This is a genomic window from Paraburkholderia sediminicola (assembly GCF_046026855.1).
GTDB lineage: Bacteria > Pseudomonadota > Gammaproteobacteria > Burkholderiales > Burkholderiaceae > Paraburkholderia > Paraburkholderia sediminicola_A.
Map to the genome: position 1 here is coordinate 35,330 of NZ_JAQQET010000037.1, position 16,094 is coordinate 51,423.

General features: G+C 62.1%; 14 protein-coding genes. 10 read left to right on the forward strand and 4 right to left on the reverse strand.

Features of this window, described 5'->3' with window-relative positions:
- Positions 1-64: 64 nt before the first annotated feature.
- A complete protein-coding gene (locus PQR40_RS31605) occupies positions 65-877 on the forward strand; it encodes a mechanosensitive ion channel family protein (RefSeq protein ID WP_408216126.1) in 813 nt (270 codons plus the stop codon).
- A gap of 164 nt (positions 878-1,041) precedes the next feature.
- Here the strand turns inward: PQR40_RS31605 and PQR40_RS31610 are convergent, their stop codons facing one another.
- Positions 1,042-1,713, reverse strand: coding sequence for a DedA family protein (locus PQR40_RS31610; RefSeq protein ID WP_408333096.1), 672 nt, complete (start codon positions 1,711-1,713; stop codon positions 1,042-1,044).
- Between the two features lie 273 nt (positions 1,714-1,986).
- On the opposite strand from PQR40_RS31610, the gene mutL reads away from it, so the two are divergent.
- A complete protein-coding gene (gene mutL / locus PQR40_RS31615) occupies positions 1,987-4,029 on the forward strand; it encodes a DNA mismatch repair endonuclease MutL (protein ID WP_408225451.1) in 2,043 nt (680 codons plus the stop codon).
- 43 nt (positions 4,030-4,072) lie between these two features.
- Positions 4,073-5,020, forward strand: a complete 948-nt coding sequence (gene miaA, locus PQR40_RS31620) for a tRNA (adenosine(37)-N6)-dimethylallyltransferase MiaA (protein ID WP_408510619.1) — start codon at positions 4,073-4,075, stop codon at positions 5,018-5,020.
- Positions 5,021-5,090: 70 nt separating this feature from the next.
- Here miaA and purM read toward each other — a convergent pair whose 3' ends face one another.
- Positions 5,091-6,146, reverse strand: a complete 1,056-nt coding sequence (gene purM, locus PQR40_RS31625; protein ID WP_408390787.1) for a phosphoribosylformylglycinamidine cyclo-ligase — start codon at positions 6,144-6,146, stop codon at positions 5,091-5,093.
- A 159-nt stretch (positions 6,147-6,305) separates the two neighbouring features.
- Between purM and PQR40_RS31630 the strand changes: the two genes are divergently transcribed.
- The 7 genes from PQR40_RS31630 to panB all read left to right on the forward strand — a co-directional run bounded on the left by PQR40_RS31630 (position 6,306) and on the right by panB (position 12,644).
- Positions 6,306-7,382, forward strand: coding sequence for an AI-2E family transporter (locus PQR40_RS31630; protein ID WP_408333108.1), 1,077 nt, complete (start codon positions 6,306-6,308; stop codon positions 7,380-7,382).
- Between the two features lie 93 nt (positions 7,383-7,475).
- Positions 7,476-8,261 carry a DnaA regulatory inactivator Hda gene (gene hda, locus PQR40_RS31635; protein WP_408225439.1) on the forward strand — a complete coding sequence of 262 codons (786 nt, stop codon included), beginning with the start codon at positions 7,476-7,478 and terminating at the stop codon, positions 8,259-8,261.
- Positions 8,254-8,940 (forward strand): histidinol-phosphatase, encoded by a 687-nt coding sequence (locus PQR40_RS31640; protein WP_408225436.1) that lies wholly within the window; start codon positions 8,254-8,256, stop codon positions 8,938-8,940. Before hda ends, PQR40_RS31640 begins: the two co-directional genes overlap by 8 nt.
- The gene (gene pcnB, locus PQR40_RS31645) at positions 8,937-10,517 is read left to right on the forward strand and encodes a polynucleotide adenylyltransferase PcnB (protein ID WP_408225433.1); all 1,581 of its coding nucleotides are present in this window, start codon (positions 8,937-8,939) and stop codon (positions 10,515-10,517) included. The genes PQR40_RS31640 and pcnB overlap by 4 nt, the downstream gene beginning before the upstream one ends.
- Before the next feature lie 48 nt (positions 10,518-10,565).
- Entirely contained in the window at positions 10,566-11,114 is a 549-nt protein-coding gene (folK, locus tag PQR40_RS31650) for a 2-amino-4-hydroxy-6-hydroxymethyldihydropteridine diphosphokinase (protein WP_408225430.1), read from the forward strand.
- Positions 11,111-11,791 carry a deoxynucleoside kinase gene (locus PQR40_RS31655; protein WP_408333111.1) on the forward strand — a complete coding sequence of 227 codons (681 nt, stop codon included), beginning with the start codon at positions 11,111-11,113 and terminating at the stop codon, positions 11,789-11,791. Before folK ends, PQR40_RS31655 begins: the two co-directional genes overlap by 4 nt.
- Positions 11,792-11,828: 37 nt before the next feature.
- Positions 11,829-12,644, forward strand: coding sequence for a 3-methyl-2-oxobutanoate hydroxymethyltransferase (gene panB / locus PQR40_RS31660; protein ID WP_408225424.1), 816 nt, complete (start codon positions 11,829-11,831; stop codon positions 12,642-12,644).
- A gap of 163 nt (positions 12,645-12,807) precedes the next feature.
- Here panB and PQR40_RS31665 read toward each other — a convergent pair whose 3' ends face one another.
- Positions 12,808-14,826: a chorismate-binding protein gene (locus PQR40_RS31665; RefSeq protein ID WP_408510620.1), complete on the reverse strand. Its 2,019-nt coding sequence runs from the start codon at positions 14,824-14,826 to the stop codon at positions 12,808-12,810.
- A 24-nt stretch (positions 14,827-14,850) separates the two neighbouring features.
- On the reverse strand, positions 14,851-15,996 hold the full coding sequence (dnaJ, locus tag PQR40_RS31670) for a molecular chaperone DnaJ (protein ID WP_408225418.1): 1,146 nt from the start codon (positions 15,994-15,996) through the stop codon (positions 14,851-14,853).
- Positions 15,997-16,094: the final 98 nt, after the last annotated feature.

The following is a 16,094-nucleotide window of genomic DNA, read 5'->3' on the forward strand; positions in this document are numbered from 1 at the left end:
TTGCCGCTGTATTGCGCTACCGCCGTTCAATCAGTCGAAGGCAACTTAACCAACGAGGAACATCTTGGATCTCGAAACCGTACGCGTGTTCATCATGACCCGAGGCATCGACCTCGGCACCAAGGTACTCGGCGCGATCGTGTTGTGGATCGTCGGCCGCTGGGTCATTGGCCTGATCACCGGCTTGCTTCGCAAACTGCTATCGAAAAACGGCCGCGTCGATCCAACGCTCGCCCATTACCTCGGTTCGATTCTCGGCGCACTGCTGAACCTGATGCTGATCCTTGCGATCCTGCAAGTGTTCGGCGTCCAGACTACCTCGTTCGCCGCCTTGCTCGCCGGTCTCGGTCTCGCAATCGGCACTGCGTGGGGTGGCTTGCTCGCCCACTTCGCGGCAGGCATCTTCATGCAGGTACTGCGGCCGTTCAAGGTGGGCGATTTTGTCACGGCAGGCGGCGTTACCGGCACGGTCTCCGAGTTGGGTCTGTTCGGCACGACCATCGTGACGCCGGACAACGTGACGACCATCGTCGGCAACAACAAGATATTCTCCGACACGATCTCGAATTACAGCGTACTGCCAGTGCGGCGTGTCGAGTTGACAGCGAAGATCGCCAACGGCGTCGACCCTACGGATGCGATGAGTCGGCTGAAGGCGGCCATCACGAAGATTCCGAACGTGGTCGAAAGCCCGGCGCCGGATATCGAAGTGCTGAGCTTCACACCGGAAGGACCGTTGTTGTGCGTGCGGCCCTATACCAGCAATGAGCACTACTGGCAGGTCTACTTCGACACCAATCGTGCGATCGTTCAGACGTTCAAGGAAGCCGGCTATCCGACACCGGAAACGCCACTTGCGCCGCGTGCGGTGACGTGAGCACGACCGGGATTCAGGTCAGCAGCCGGTCGTGACTTGCCAGGACGACAAGCTGGCTCACAACTTCCACGGTCTGGCTCAACGGAATCAGGACCATAAAATGAAAACGGCGTCGCGAGATTCGCGACGCCGTTTGTTCATCTTGCTTCGCACTACCTGATGCCTCAGCGGCTGCCGGCCTTGGACGCGTTCTTACGCGTCATTTTCCATACAGCACCAAGCACAACCGGCACCACGGCCGCGCCGATACCGACCAGCACAATCAGATTCAGATACTGTCGGATGAACGGAATGTTGCCGAAGAAGTAACCAAGCAACACCAGCAGCAACACCCAAAACAACGCACCGAGGATGTTGAACAACTGGAACCGGCTAACCGTCATCTCCGAGGCGCCGGCAACGAACGGGGCAAAAGTCCGCACCACCGGAATGAAACGCGCCAGCACGATGGTTTTGCCGCCATGCTTTTCATAGAAGTTATGAGTCTTCTGCAGCGCGGTACGGTCGAGGAAGCGCTCGAGAAAGGGAATGTGTGAATTGAACACCCGCGGCCCGATGGACCGCCCGATCATGTAGTTCACCGTGTTGCCGGTGACCGCCGCGACGAGCAGCAGCACGATCAGCAGACCAAGGTTCATTTCACCGGTCGCGCAAAAAGCGCCGCCAATGAACAGCAGCGAATCGCCAGGCAGGAACGGCAGAACGACCAGCCCGGTTTCGCAGAACACAATCAGAAACAGCACCGCATAGACCCAGGCGCCGTACTCGTGAATGAAGACGCCCAGAAACTTGTCGATGTGCAAGACAAGGTTGGCGAACTGTAGCAGCGTGTCCAAAAAGCGTCCTTTATTAAGCGAATGTGGGTGTGGCGGGAACGGCCGCGTGAACAGCCTTGCGGACGACGAGCAGCGAACGCATGCTCGCTGCCGGAAATTGACCGCGTCATGATACCGAAAGTGCCCGGGTGCAATTAAAAATCTGCCGCGCGTGGGCGATTTCGACGTCTTGTGTCCGTCCGGCAGTTCGGCTGTCGGCGGCCGCAAGACCGCGGCGATCCATGCTATCGGGCCACATCCAGCCTGCTCGCGCCGAATCGCTATAATTTCGGCATGTCAGAATTCTCCGAAACGCCTGCCAGCACCGCCGACACGGCCGCAGTTTCCGCCGCCGCGCCCGCCCCACGCCCGTTGCGGGCGATCCTGCCCCTTCCGGATCAGCTGATCAGCCAGATTGCCGCTGGCGAAGTGGTCGAGCGGCCGGCCTCAGTGGTCAAGGAATTGCTGGAAAATGCGCTCGACGCCGGCGCGCAGACACTGCGCATCCTGCTCGACGAAGGCGGCGTCAAACGCATTTCGATCACCGACGACGGTTGCGGCATCCCCGAAAACGAACTCGCGCTCGCGCTGATGCGTCACGCGACCAGCAAGATCCGCTCACTCGCCGAACTGGAAGCGGTCGCCACGCTGGGGTTTCGCGGCGAAGCGCTGGCGTCGATTGCGTCGGTCGCGCAGATGGCGATCACGAGCCGCACCGCCGAGGCACCACACGCCGTGCGCGTCGACGCGCAAACCGGCGTGCTAAGTCCCGCCGCCGGCACGCAGGGCACTACGATCGAAGTCCGCGAGTTGTACTTCAATACGCCCGCACGCCGCAAATTCCTGAAGAGCGAGCAGACCGAACTCGGCCATTGCCTCGAACAGATTCGTCGCGCTGCGCTGGCGCGGCCGGACGTGGCGATTTCGGTCCTGCATAACGGTAAAGCGGTCGAACACTGGAACGCCAGCGAGCCGCCCGCGCGGGTCGCAAAGATTCTTGGCGAAACCTTCGCGACGGCTCATTTACCGCTCGACGAATCCGCCGGACCGCTTGCTGTCTACGGCTGCGCCGGCCTGCCGACCGCGAGCCGCGGACGCGCCGATCAACAGTATTTCTTCGTCAATGGCCGGTTCGTGCGCGACAAGCTGCTCACGCACGCCGTGCGCGCCGCCTACGAAGACGTACTGCACGGCGACCGCTATCCGTCCTACGTGCTGTTTCTCGACCTGCCGCCAGAAGCGGTCGATGTGAACGTGCATCCGTCGAAAATCGAAGTGCGGTTTCGCGATTCCCGTTCGATTCACCAGTTCGTGTTTCACGCTGTGCAGCGTGCGTTGGCGCGGCACGCAGGTGCGTCGCCGGAAACGACCGCGGGTGGGCATGCTGCGCATCTGGCAGCATCGGCGGGACCTGCTTTGTTTGGAGCGACGCCACTGGGTGGCGCGGGGGCGGGAAGCGGCGCGGGCTTCGGTGCAGGGATCGGCGCAGGCGGCCCTGGCGGCGGCTTCAATAGCGGATTCGGCTCCTCGCAACCGGGCAATACCTGGATGCGTCAGGCGCGCATGACGCAGGGCACGCTGCCGGTTGCGCAACCGCTGGCGTTCTACGACGCCCTCTTCGGTCGTCGCGACACGAACACCGGCACAGCGGAAGGTGCGACGCTGTTCGAAGCGCGCGACTCAGCAGCGGAAGCGCCGTCCCCGTACAACACCTCAGGGCCATACGCATCGCCTGCGTTCAATGCCTCAGACGAGCAACCGCTCGGCTTCGCCCTCGGGCAAATTCACGGCATCTATGTGCTCGCGCAGAACGCGCATGGACTCGTGATTGTCGATATGCACGCCGCACACGAGCGCATCCTGTACGAGCAGTTCAAGAACGCCCTGGCCGATCGCACGATAGCCGTGCAGCCGCTGCTGATTCCGCAGACGATGCAGGCCGATCCGATCGAAATCGGCACAGTCGAAGAAGAGCGCGACACGCTGGATGCACTGGGTTTCGACCTCGCGGTGCTGTCGCCAACTACGCTCGCGATCCGCGCCGTGCCTGCCTTGCTGAAAGATGCCGATCTGCAGGCGCTGGCACGCGCGGTTCTCTCCGACCTGCATGCGTTCGGCGGTTCACGCGTGTTGACCGAGCGCCAGCACGAACTGCTCGGCACGCTGGCGTGCCATCACGCGGTGCGCGCAAACCGGCGTCTGACGCTCGATGAAATGAACGCGCTACTGCGCCAGATGGAGGCGACCGAGCGCGCCGACCAATGCAACCACGGGCGTCCGACGTGGTATCAGTTGACGCTATCCGATCTCGATCGCTTGTTCATGCGTGGGCAATGACGGTGCGCCTGATTACGCTTCTTCAGTGCGCGCCGTCTTGCCTATGACTTCACGCACGCCCACGCCGATCCCTTGTTTGCTGGGCCCAACCGCATCCGGCAAAACCGCTGCCGCGCTGACGCTGGCCACACGGCGCCCAGTAGAAATCATCAGCGTCGATTCGGCGTTGGTCTATCGCGAGATGGACATCGGCACCGCCAAGCCGACGCCGGAAGAACGCGCAGCGGCGCCGCATCATCTGATCGATATCGTCGATCCGGCGGACGCGTATTCGGCGGCGGAATTTCGCAGCGACGCGTTGCGCCTGATCGGCGAGATCAGCGCGCGCGGGCGGCTGCCGTTATTGGTCGGCGGAACGATGCTGTACTACAAAGCGCTCACTCAGGGGCTGAACGACCTGCCCGCCGCCGATGCCGACGTGCGCGCGACGCTCGATGCCGACGCCGCACATGATGGCTGGCCGGCTATGCATGCGCGGCTTGCCGCTGTCGATCCGATTACGGCCGCACGCCTCGCGCCGAACGATTCGCAGCGAATTCAGCGGGCGCTCGAAGTTTTCATGCTGACTGGGCAAGCGATGTCCGCTTTGCTGGCCGTGCCCGCTCGAACAGACGACGCCGCTTCAGCGTGGCGCTTCGTGCCGATTGCGTTGGAGCCTTCCGACCGGAGCGTGCTGCACGCGCGCATCGAAAAGCGCTTCGATGCAATGCTGGCCGATGGTTTTATCGACGAAGTGGTGAAATTGCGCGAACGCGGGAATTTGCTGCCCGAGATGCCGTCCATGCGCTGCGTAGGGTATCGGCAGGTCTGGGAATATCTCGACGGAGCGGTCGATTATTCGACCATGCGGGATAAGGGGGTCTTTGCTACCCGGCAATTGTGCAAGCGGCAACTCACGTGGTTGCGCAGCATGACAGAGCGGGTTGTTGTTGATTGCTGCGATCCCAACGCGACTGCGCAGGTCGTCAGCTTGATTGAAACGTTGATTTGAGGTTTTTTACCCGCGCGGCGTTTTTTCTATACGCCGCGCAGGCAAACCAGCCCTTGGTCAGGCTGGCTGGTTAGACCACTACCGTCTGAGCTTCGCCGGCCGCGCTTTCGCGAATTACGCCGATCTTCCAGACCTGCTCGCCGGCAGCCGACAACAGGCCGATCGCTGCGTCAGCATCAGCAGCAGACACAACCACCGCCATCCCGATCCCGCAGTTGAACACGCGGTGCATTTCCGCATCCGCCACGCCGCCGTGCTTCTGCAGCCACGAGAACAGCGGCGGCATCGGCCAGCCACGGTGATCCAGCTCGGCCGTCAGACCTTCACGCAGAACGCGCGGAATATTCTCGACCAACCCGCCGCCGGTAATGTGCGCCATGCCCTTCACAGCGATTTGCTGCATCAAGGCCAGCAAAGGCTTCACGTAAATATGCGTAGGCGCCATCAATGCGTCGGCGAGCGTTCGGCCATCAAAATCCGCATTCAGATCAGGCTGCGCGCGTTCGATGATCTTGCGCACCAGCGAAAACCCGTTCGAATGGATACCGCTGGAAGCCAGACCCAGCACCACGTCGCCCGGGGCGATCGTGCTACCGTCGATAATCTTGCTCTTTTCTACCGCACCGACCGCAAAACCGGCCAGATCGTATTCCCCGTCCGGATACATGCCCGGCATTTCAGCCGTCTCACCACCGATCAGCGCGCAGCCGGACAATTCGCAGCCATGCGCGATACCCTTCACGACCGTTGCCGCCGTAGCGACGTCCAGCTTGCCGCAAGCGAAATAATCGAGGAAGAACAGCGGCTCTGCGCCTTGCACCAGAATGTCGTTCACGCTCATCGCCACCAGATCCTGGCCGACGGTGTCGTGTTTGTTCAGTTGAAACGCGAGGCGCAGCTTGGTGCCGACACCGTCCGTGCCCGACACCAGCACCGGTTCCTTGTACTTCTTCGGCACTTCAAACAGCGCGCCAAACCCGCCGATGCCGCCCAGCACGCCGTCGCGCATCGTCTTTTTGGCAAAGGGCTTGATCGCGTCGACAAGGGCGTCGCCCGCGTCGATGTCCACGCCGGCGTCGCGATACGACAACCCTTGGGCGTCAGGGGCGGATTTCGGTTGATTCATGGGGAAGGGCAAGAAGGTCGGTAAAATGCGATTTTACCCGATGCCGACCAGAGTTGGCGCTTCAGCGCTTACTCTGGTCCCATACAGAGTTGCCGGCCGTCTGGCTGGAATTTGAATCATCCTGAATCTTCCGGTCGGGACGACACCTGGGAAACAACTTTGCAACAGAACCCCTCGATCCTGACGCCTGTGCAGCGCCGCGCCTTCATCTGGCTGGCGATCGCGCTGGGCGTCGGCATTCTGCTCTGGCTACTGAGTCCGGTCCTCACGCCGTTCCTGCTCGGTGCCATTCTCGCGTACATTCTGCAACCGGGCGTCGCGTGGATGGTGCGCCGGCGTGTGCCGCGCGGACTCGCCGCCTTGCTGATGATGCTGCTCTTTTCGTTGGTAATGACGCTGCTCGTGCTGCTGGTGCTGGCCGTCATCCAGAAAGAAGGTCCGCAGTTGCGGCAACAGGTGCCGGTTTTCTTCGCGCATGTCAGCGCCTGGCTGCAACCCAAGCTCGCCATGCTGGGCCTCGCCGACTCGCTCGATTTCGCCAGTATCCGCGATCTCGTGATGGGGCAGCTGGAAGGCAGCGCGCAAACCGTCGCGCTGTATGCATGGACCTACATCCGCACCAGCGGCAACGTGATGATGACGGTGGTCGGCAACGCCGTGCTGGTGCCGCTCGTGCTGTTTTATCTGCTATACGACTGGAACCGCATGCTCGCCCGCATGCAGATCGTGGTGCCGCGCCGCTGGCTCGACAAGACGCTGCAACTCGCGCGCGACATGGACCAGATGCTGTCGCAATACCTGCGCGGCCAGTTGCTCGTGATGGGGGTGCTCGCAGTCTATTATGCGATTGCGCTGACCATCGCCGGCTTCGAAATCGCGCTGCCGGTGGGTATTTTCACGGGCCTCGCGGTGTTCATTCCGTATATCGGTTTTGCAACCGGTCTCGCGCTGGCGCTGCTCGCGGCACTGCTGCAGTTCGGCGACTGGTACGGCTTCGGCGCGGTCGCGTTGATTTACGGCGTCGGCCAGATCGTGGAGAGCTTTTATCTCACGCCGCGCCTCGTCGGCGAACGGATTGGCCTGCACCCGCTCGCGGTAATCTTCGCGTTGCTCGCGTTCGGTCAACTGTTCGGCTTTTTCGGCGTGTTGCTGGCGCTGCCGGTCAGCGCCATTCTGTCGGTAGCGATGCGCGAGTTGCGTCAAAGCTACCTGGAAAGCACGCTTTACAACAACTGAGTCACTGACTGCTCACTGACTGTCCATTCACGTTTTAGGGCCCGAAGTCTGGGCCATTTGCGGCCTAAGCCTCATTTTCGGCATTAACTTACTGTGCTTCGTCAACTGACGCTCGATCTCGGCACCCCGCCGCCATCGACATTCGACAATTTCTTCGCTGGCGCCAACGCCGAGCTGGTCACGCGGCTGCGCGAGCTCGATACCGCGCTCGCGGCCGGGCCGGTGGCCGATCGCACCTTCTACATCTGGGGCGAAGCCGGCAGCGGCCGCACACATCTGCTGCAGGCGCTGGTCCACGAAGCGCCGCCGGGTCATGCACGCTTTGCCGGTCCACAAAGCAGCCTCGCCGCCTTCACGTTCGACCCGCGCGTCGCGCTGTATGCGATCGACGATTGCGACAGCCTGTCCGCGGCGCAGCAGATTGCCGTGTTCAACCTGTTCAACGAAGTGCGCGCGCACCCCACCAGCGCGCTCGTCGCCGCGGGCAACGCGCCGCCGATCGGCATGACAGTGCGCGAAGATCTACGCACGCGCCTCGGCTGGGGGCTCGTGTTTCACCTCGCGCCGCTGCCGGACGAAGGCAAAGCCGCGGTGCTGAAACACGCGGCGCGTGAGCGCGGCATCATGCTTGCCGACGACGTCCCGGCCTACCTGCTGACACATTTTCGCCGCGATATGCCGAGCCTGATGGCGTTGCTCGACGCGCTCGACCGCTTCTCGCTCGAACAGAAACGCGCGGTCACGCTGCCGCTCCTGCGCACCATGCTGGCCTCGCCCGACGCCGATGAACGGCGAACCGCGCCCGCCTCATCCGTGTCGGCAGCCGCTTCATCTGCGTCCCCCGACGCCGCTTCAAGTAAAATAGGCCCCCATGGCTAATCTCGCACTCTTCGACCTCGATCACACGCTCATTCCCACCGACAGCGACCACGAATGGGGCCGCTTCATGGTGAAACAAGGCATGGTCGACGCCGAAAATTTCGCCCGTGAAAACGACCGCTTTTTCGCCGACTACAAAGCCGGCAAGCTCGACATTCATGCTTATCTGATCGCCATGCTCACGCCGCTCGCCAAGTACACGCGTGCGCAACTCGCCGATCTTCACGCCCAATACATGCATGAAGTGATCAAACCGGCGATCTTTCCGGTCGCGCTGGAACTGGTCAGGGAGCACCGTGAAGCCGGCGATCTCTGCTGCGTGGTCACGGCGACCAACGAATTCATCACCCGCCCGATCGCTCAGGCGTTCGGCGTCGATGCGCTGATCGCCTGCGAGGCGGAAACCGTCGACGGCCAGCCGCATTCGCCGTACACCGGCCGCCCCACCGGCACGCCCAGCTACAAAGAAGGCAAGATCATCCGTACCGAGGCGTGGCTGGCATCGCTTGGCAAGACCTGGAGCGACTTCGAGCACAGCTATTTCTATAGCGACTCGCACAACGACATCCCGCTGCTCGAAAAGGTCACAGATCCGATCGCGACCAATCCCGACGACACATTGCGCGCCCATGCGCAGGCCAAAGGCTGGCGCATCCTCGAACTCTTTCAACCCTCGTGATCAAAAAACTTATACGCAAGCTATTCGGCCAGGACTCGGCGCCCGCTGACAACACCACGCCCGCCGAAGCCGAATCAGACGAAGCCGGCGAGGCACCGGCACGCAACGCGTCTGGCGCCAGCAAAGCGCGCCGCAAACCGGCCCGGCCGGCCGTCAAAGCCGTGCGGGACCCCGACGTGCCGGTCATCATTCCGCACGACGTGCACGGTATCGATCAATCGCTGATCTCGAGAAACGCGATTCGCGTCACCGAAGGTCTGCAGGAAGCCGGGCATCGCGCGTTTATCGTCGGCGGTGCGGTGCGCGATCTGCTGCTCGGCATCAAGCCGAAAGACTTCGACGTTGCGACCGACGCCACCCCGGAACAGGTGCAGAAGCTGTTCCGCCGCGCGCGCATCATCGGCCGCCGGTTTCAGATCGTGCACGTGCAGTTCGGCCAGGAAATCATCGAAACCTCGACATTCCGCGCGCTGGTCGATCCGCCCGCAGCCGACGCCGCGCCGCCGCGCCGTCTCAAGCGTGACGAGCTCGACCGCCGCACGCATGCGGTGGATGCAAGCGGCCGCGTGCTGCGCGACAACGTCTGGGGCGAGCAGCACGAAGACGCCACCCGCCGCGACTTCACGATTAACGCGATGTACTACGATCCGGCCACGCAAACCGTGCTGGACTATCACAACGGCATGGCCGACATGCGCGCGCGTCTGTTGCGCATGATCGGCGACCCGGCCACGCGCTATCGCGAAGACCCGGTGCGCATGCTGCGCGTAGTGCGTTTTGCCGCCAAGCTCGACTTCGAGATCGAAGACACGACCCGCGCACCGATCGCCAACATGGCCGATCTGATCAACAACGTGCCGGCCGCGCGTCTGTTCGACGAGATGCTCAAGCTGATGCTGTCGGGTCACGCGCTTGCCTGTTTGAAACGTCTGCGCCAGGAAGGCCTGCATCATGGCCTGCTACCGCTGCTGGACGTGGTGCTGGAGCAGCCGATCGGCGAGAAATTCATCACGCTCGCGCTGACCAATACGGACTCCCGCGTGCGCGCCGGCAAGCCGGTTTCGCCGGGCTTCCTGTTCGCCACCCTGCTGTGGCACGACGTACAGACGCGCTGGCAACAATTTGAAGCGAACGGCGAATATCCGGTTCCGGCCCTGCATCGCGCAATGGACGAAGTCCTCGACATGCAAACCGAGAAGCTCGCGATCCACAAGCGCTTTTCATCGGATATGCGCGAGATCTGGGGCCTGCAGTTGCGCCTCGAAAAACGCTCGGGAAGAAGCGCGCTAAAGCTGCTGGAACACCAAAGATTTAGAGCGGGGTATGATTTCCTCCTGTTGCGCTGCGAATCGGGCGAACTCGATGAGTCGGTCGGTGCGTGGTGGACGGAGTTCATAGAAGGAGACGTCGCTGCGCGTGAGACATTGCTCACGCAAGGCGGGAAGGACCGAAGCCCCAGAAAACGACGGCGGCGCAGCAGTGGCGCCAGGACCCGCAAACCGGGCGACGGAATGGAGGGCGGTTCGCCAGAACGCACAGCCAACGACGCGGGCCATGACGGCTCGCACGAAGACTGACGCGGTGTTGGCTGAAGCCGTCGAACGATAGTCGCAGGAAGTTATGCCATGACGGTTGCTTATCTCGGCCTCGGCGCGAATCTCGGGGACGCGCGCCAGACCCTGAAAGACGCGGTGGTGTGTCTGGCACAACAGCACACCATCAACGTGCTCGCCAAGTCGAGCCTGTATCGCACCGCCCCGATCAACGCGGGCGGCGACGATTATTTCAACTGCGTCGTGAAGGTTGAGACGACGCTCCCCGTGCGGCACCTGCTCGCGCTGTGCCACAAGATCGAACATCAGTTCGGCCGTGAGCGGCCGTTTCGCAACGCACCGCGCACGCTCGATCTGGACATTCTGCTATTCGGCGATCAATCGATCGACGAAGCCGATCTGATCGTGCCGCATCCGCGTTTGATCGAACGCGCCTTTGCACTCGTGCCGCTGGTCGAGATCGACGCCGCACTGATCATCCCGCAACACGGCCGTGCCGAGGCCCTGCTTGACGGCGTGAGCGATCAACGCATCGAAAAGGTGAAGGGCCCCTGCCAGTGTCCAATGCTCAATGCATTGACCGCCGGCGCCCCTGCCGGGGACAAGGGCCATTGCGAATGAATTCGCCGCCACTCACCGTCACCGCGCCGCAATTACGGCCGCCCTTCGGCTATCTCGCGATCGAAGGGCCGATCGGCGTCGGCAAGACCTCACTCGCACGGCGGCTTGCCCAGCGCTGGTCGATGCAGGAACTGTTCGAGCGGCCACAGGACAATCCCTTTCTCGAACGCTTTTATCGCGACACCGCGCGTTATGCGTTGCCCGCGCAATTGCATTTCGCCTTGCAGCGCGCGCAGCAGGCCCAGGAAGTGGTGGCCGCGCATGTGGCGGGCACATCGCTTATCGCCGATTTCATGACGCAGAAGAACGACATCTTCGCGCGTCTGACGCTGCAGGAAGACGAGTGGCAGTTGTATCGCGCCCTCGCCGCACGACTCGACGTGAGCGCACCGGCGCCGGATTTCGTGGTCTATCTGCAAGCCAGTCCTGAAGTGCTGTTCGCACGCATCCAGAAGCGCGCCGTGCCAATGGAATTGCAGATCTCCGATGCCTATCTGCATGCGCTCTGCGACGCCTACAACGAGTTTTTCTATCACTACGACCGTGTGCCCGTGCTGACGGTCAACGCTGAACATCTAAATCCGCTCGACTCGGACGCGGACCTTGCGCTACTTACTGAACGCATCGAAACGATGCGCGGCCGCAAGGAATTCTTTGTCAAAGGCACGTCGCTTTAAACGGCGCGGCCTCTCTCTTTTTTCAACGGATTTCCCCATGACCTATTTGCAGGAAGCGAGCCGGAACGCCATCACCGTGCCGAAACTGCAGGCAATGCGCGATGCCGGCGAAAAGATCGCCATGCTGACCTGTTACGACGCGAGCTTCGCCGCGCTGCTGGATCGCTCGGGCGTCGACGTGCTGCTGATCGGCGACTCGCTCGGCAATGTGCTGCAAGGCCAGACGACGACGCTGCCGGTATCGCTTACCGACATCGCGTATCACACGGCGAGCGTCGCACGGGTCAAGCCCTCGGCGCTGGTGGTAGCCGACCTGCCGTTTGGCACATACGGCACGCCGCAGGACGCCTTCAGGAGCTCGGTGGAACTCATGCGCGCCGGCGCACAGATGGTGAAGCTCGAGGGCGGTGAGTGGCTCGCGGACACGGTGCGCTTTCTGGTCGAACGGTCGATTCCGGTGTGCGCGCACGTCGGTCTGACGCCGCAATCGGTGCACGCGTTCGGCGGCTTCAAGGTGCAGGGCAAAACCGACGCCGGCGCGAGCCAGGTACTGCGCGACGCGCTTGCCGTGCAGAATGCGGGTGCCCAATTGATCGTGATCGAAGCGATTCCGACGCTGCTCGGGAGCGAAGTCACGAAGCAATTGCGGATTCCGACGATCGGCATCGGCGCGGGCCTGGACTGCTCGGGTCAGGTGCTGGTGCTACACGACATGCTGGGGATTTTCCCCGGCAAACGGCCGCGCTTTGTGAAGGATTTCATGCAGGGACAGCCGAACATCCAGGCTGCAGTGGAAACGTATGTCCGCGCCGTGAAGGACGGCTCGTTCCCCGGTCCGGAGCACACGTTCTGAACACGTGATCTGATAGCGGACTCCATCGAGCGGGCGCAGTTGCGCCTGTTTGGGACCCGTCTGATATCGCCGAAAACCTGGCACAGTTGAGCGGCTACGGCGGCACGCAACGCTCTCAAGACCGGTAGCGCGGCGCGCCTTCAGCTTTAGCCCTAGCCCTTTCTTAGTCCAGCACGTGCGCCGGTACTGCACCTCGCAGGGCGTTGCATACCAGCAGCGCTTCCGCATTCAGCACATCAACTCGTGTCAGCACGCGTTCAGCCGCGTGAAGACCGGTATCCTCCAGCAGCACGCCCCGCATGATCCCAGGCAGCACACCTGACTTTAACGGCGGCGTCCACCACTGTCCCGCCAGCTTCACAAATACGTTCGACCGGCCCCCTTCGGTCAACTCGCCGCGCTCGTTAAAAAACAGTGTGTCGAAAGCACCCTTCGCTTCAGCTTCGCGCCAGCCGCAATCGTATTCAGCGCGGCGGGTGGTTTTATGGCGCAGCAGCGGATCGTTGGCGTCCATCGCGGGGAACGCGTGGTCCGGCCCAAGCAGCACGCCGACGGTCGAGCCGGCCAGCGGCGTCAGAACCGCTGTGGTTATTTGTACCGTGCCGCTTTTGCTCAACGCGAGGCGCAGGCGGTGTGGGGTTTGCGCCGCCAACGCCGTACATTTCTCCGCGATTTGTGCTTGAATTTCGTTTTCGCCGTCGAGTTTGAAGCCCAGCGTCGCGGCACTCGCTGAGAGTCGCGCGAGATGGCGCGATAGATGCCGCACGCCCTCTTCTCGCGTCGCATACATCGTTTCGAAGAGCTCGAAACCCGGGTCAGCACCGGTCAGAAAGCTGGCCTTCAATTGGCACTCCGCATATTCGTCCGCAGCAACGCTGTCGAGTACGATGCCCGCGCCGACGCCCATCTTGCCTTGCAGTTCGCCCTGCTGCGGAGTCGGGCTTAAGGTTAATGTGCGAATCGCAACGGATAGGCAAAAATCACCGCAGGTGTTTTCGCTTGCAGTCGCTGAGTGGGTATCGGCAGCGATGGCCGTGGGGGCGATGGCGGCAACTGGGACTACAGCAGCATCGATAGCAGCGGTGGCATCGGCTGAGACGCCAGGGGCGTCAGAAGCAGCAGCAACATCGACTGCAGTCGCAGGAGCGTCCAGCCAACCGATCGCGCCCGTGTAAAGACCCCGCGGCGTGCTTTCCAGCTCCTCGATCAACTGCATCGTGCGATGCTTCGGCGCACCGGTGATCGAGCCGCATGGAAATAGTGCGCGCATGATCCCGGCGAAAGATGTGCCGGCGCGCAGCGTCGCATGCACCGTCGACGTCATCTGCCAAACCGACACATACGGCTCGACCGAAAACAGCGCAGGCACATTGACCGAGCCCCTTTGCGCCACGCGCGACAGATCGTTGCGCAACAGATCGACGATCATCACGTTTTCGGCGCGATTTTTCGGGTCGTTTGCAAGGAAATCGGCGGTATGCCGATCGGTCACGGGATCGGATGATCGCGGCGCCGTGCCTTTCATCGGCCGGGCGCGCAACATGACGCCTTCCTTCTCGATGAACAACTCCGGCGAGCACGACAACACCCAGCTGCCGCCCGATAACGCGATCAGTGCACCGTACGGAACCGGCTGACGGGCCCGCAGACGCCGATAAAGTGCCGTTGGCGAGCCGAATACATCGAAACCAAGCCGGTACGTGTAGTTGATTTGATAAGAATCGCCCGCGCGCAGGGCGATATGGATTGCATCGATCGCTTCGTTGAATTGCTCAGGATCGACGCTCACGCGCACGTTCGCCGTGCCTGCCACCGACGCATCGCCCGTGCCGCCGTCGCGTTCCATGAGCCACGCGTCGACCCCGTCGCGCGACAGCTTCTCGCAACGTTCAAACAATAAAAAACGCAGCGTGGCATCGCCACGCTGCGTTTCTGTCAATGCCCGGTGAGCAAGGCCGCCGTCGAGAAGATGCCGGCCAAACTCATAATCGGCAAGCACGACGGCATGCAAACCACGCCGTGTATCCGCGGCCACGGTCTCGCACACGGCTTCGAGTTGCGCGGCATCCGTGCAAGCCCGCTCATGCACAAAACCCGTGTACAGACGACTCGAACGGCGCACCGCCGTCGCGTCGCAATCGTCGAGCAACGCGAAAACTGCGTCGCGCTCATCTGCCGTCATGCTGACCACCAAATCAAACCGCTATTAATCGAAGAAGCTCTTCACCCGATCAAACCAGCTCTTGCTCTGCGGACTATGTCGCGCACCGCCTTCCACGAGCGCCTTCTCGAATTGCTGAAGCAACTCGCGCTGCGGCTCGGTGAGCTTGACCGGCGTTTCGACTTGCACGTGCACGTACAGATCGCCGGCAATGCTGGAACGCAGTCCCTTGATACCCTTGCCACGCAGACGGAATGTTTTGCCCGACTGCGTGCCTTCCGGCACCGTGAAGCTCGCGCGGCCCGCGAGGGTCGGCACTTCGATTTCGCCGCCGAGCGCCGCCGTGGTGAACGGAATTGGCATCTGGCAATGCAGGTCGTCGCCGTCGCGTTCGAACACCGAGTGTTGCTTGATGTGAATCTCGACGTACAGATCGCCCGACGGACCGCCGTTGATACCCGGCTCACCGTTGCCGGCCGAGCGGATACGCATGCCGTCGTCGATACCTGCCGGGATTTTCACTTCCAGCGTCTTGGTTTCCTTCACCTTGCCCGCGCCGTGGCAATGGCCGCACGGTTCTGGGATATAGGTGCCGGTGCCATGGCACTTCGGACAGGTCTGCTGGATGCTGAAAAAGCCTTGCGACATCCGCACCGAACCCGAACCGCTACAGGTCGGGCAGGTTTCCGGCTTGGTGCCGGGCTTCGCGCCCGAACCGTGACAGATTTCACACGACACCCAGCTCGGCACGCGAATCTGCGTGTCGTAGCCATGCGCGGCCTGTTCCAGCGTGATTTCCATGCTGTAGCGCAGATCGGCGCCACGATACACCTGCGGGCCGGGCCGGCCGCCACCGCCGCCGCGTGCGGCACCGCCGGCCGCCTGGCCGAAGATGTCGCCGAAAATATCGCCGAACGCATCGGCAAAACCGCCGAAGCCTTGGGCACCGGCTCCGCCCATGTTCGGATCGACACCCGCGTGGCCGTACTGATCGTACGCAGCACGCTTTTGCGAGTCCGACAGCATTTCATAGGCTTCCTTCACCTCTTTGAAATGCTCTTCCGCATCCTTGTTGCCCGGATTACGGTCGGGGTGGTGCTTCATCGCAAGCTTGCGATAAGCCTTCTTGATTTCGTCGTCGCTCGCGTTCTTTGCGACGCCCAGAACCTCGTAGTAATCCCGTTTCGCCATATCGGTTCAACGCCACTCGCACAATGGGGCGCGGTGGCTCCTCTTGAATGCTGGAGTCTTGCGACTCGTCCGGCCGCTGTTCACACCGTTTTGACGCG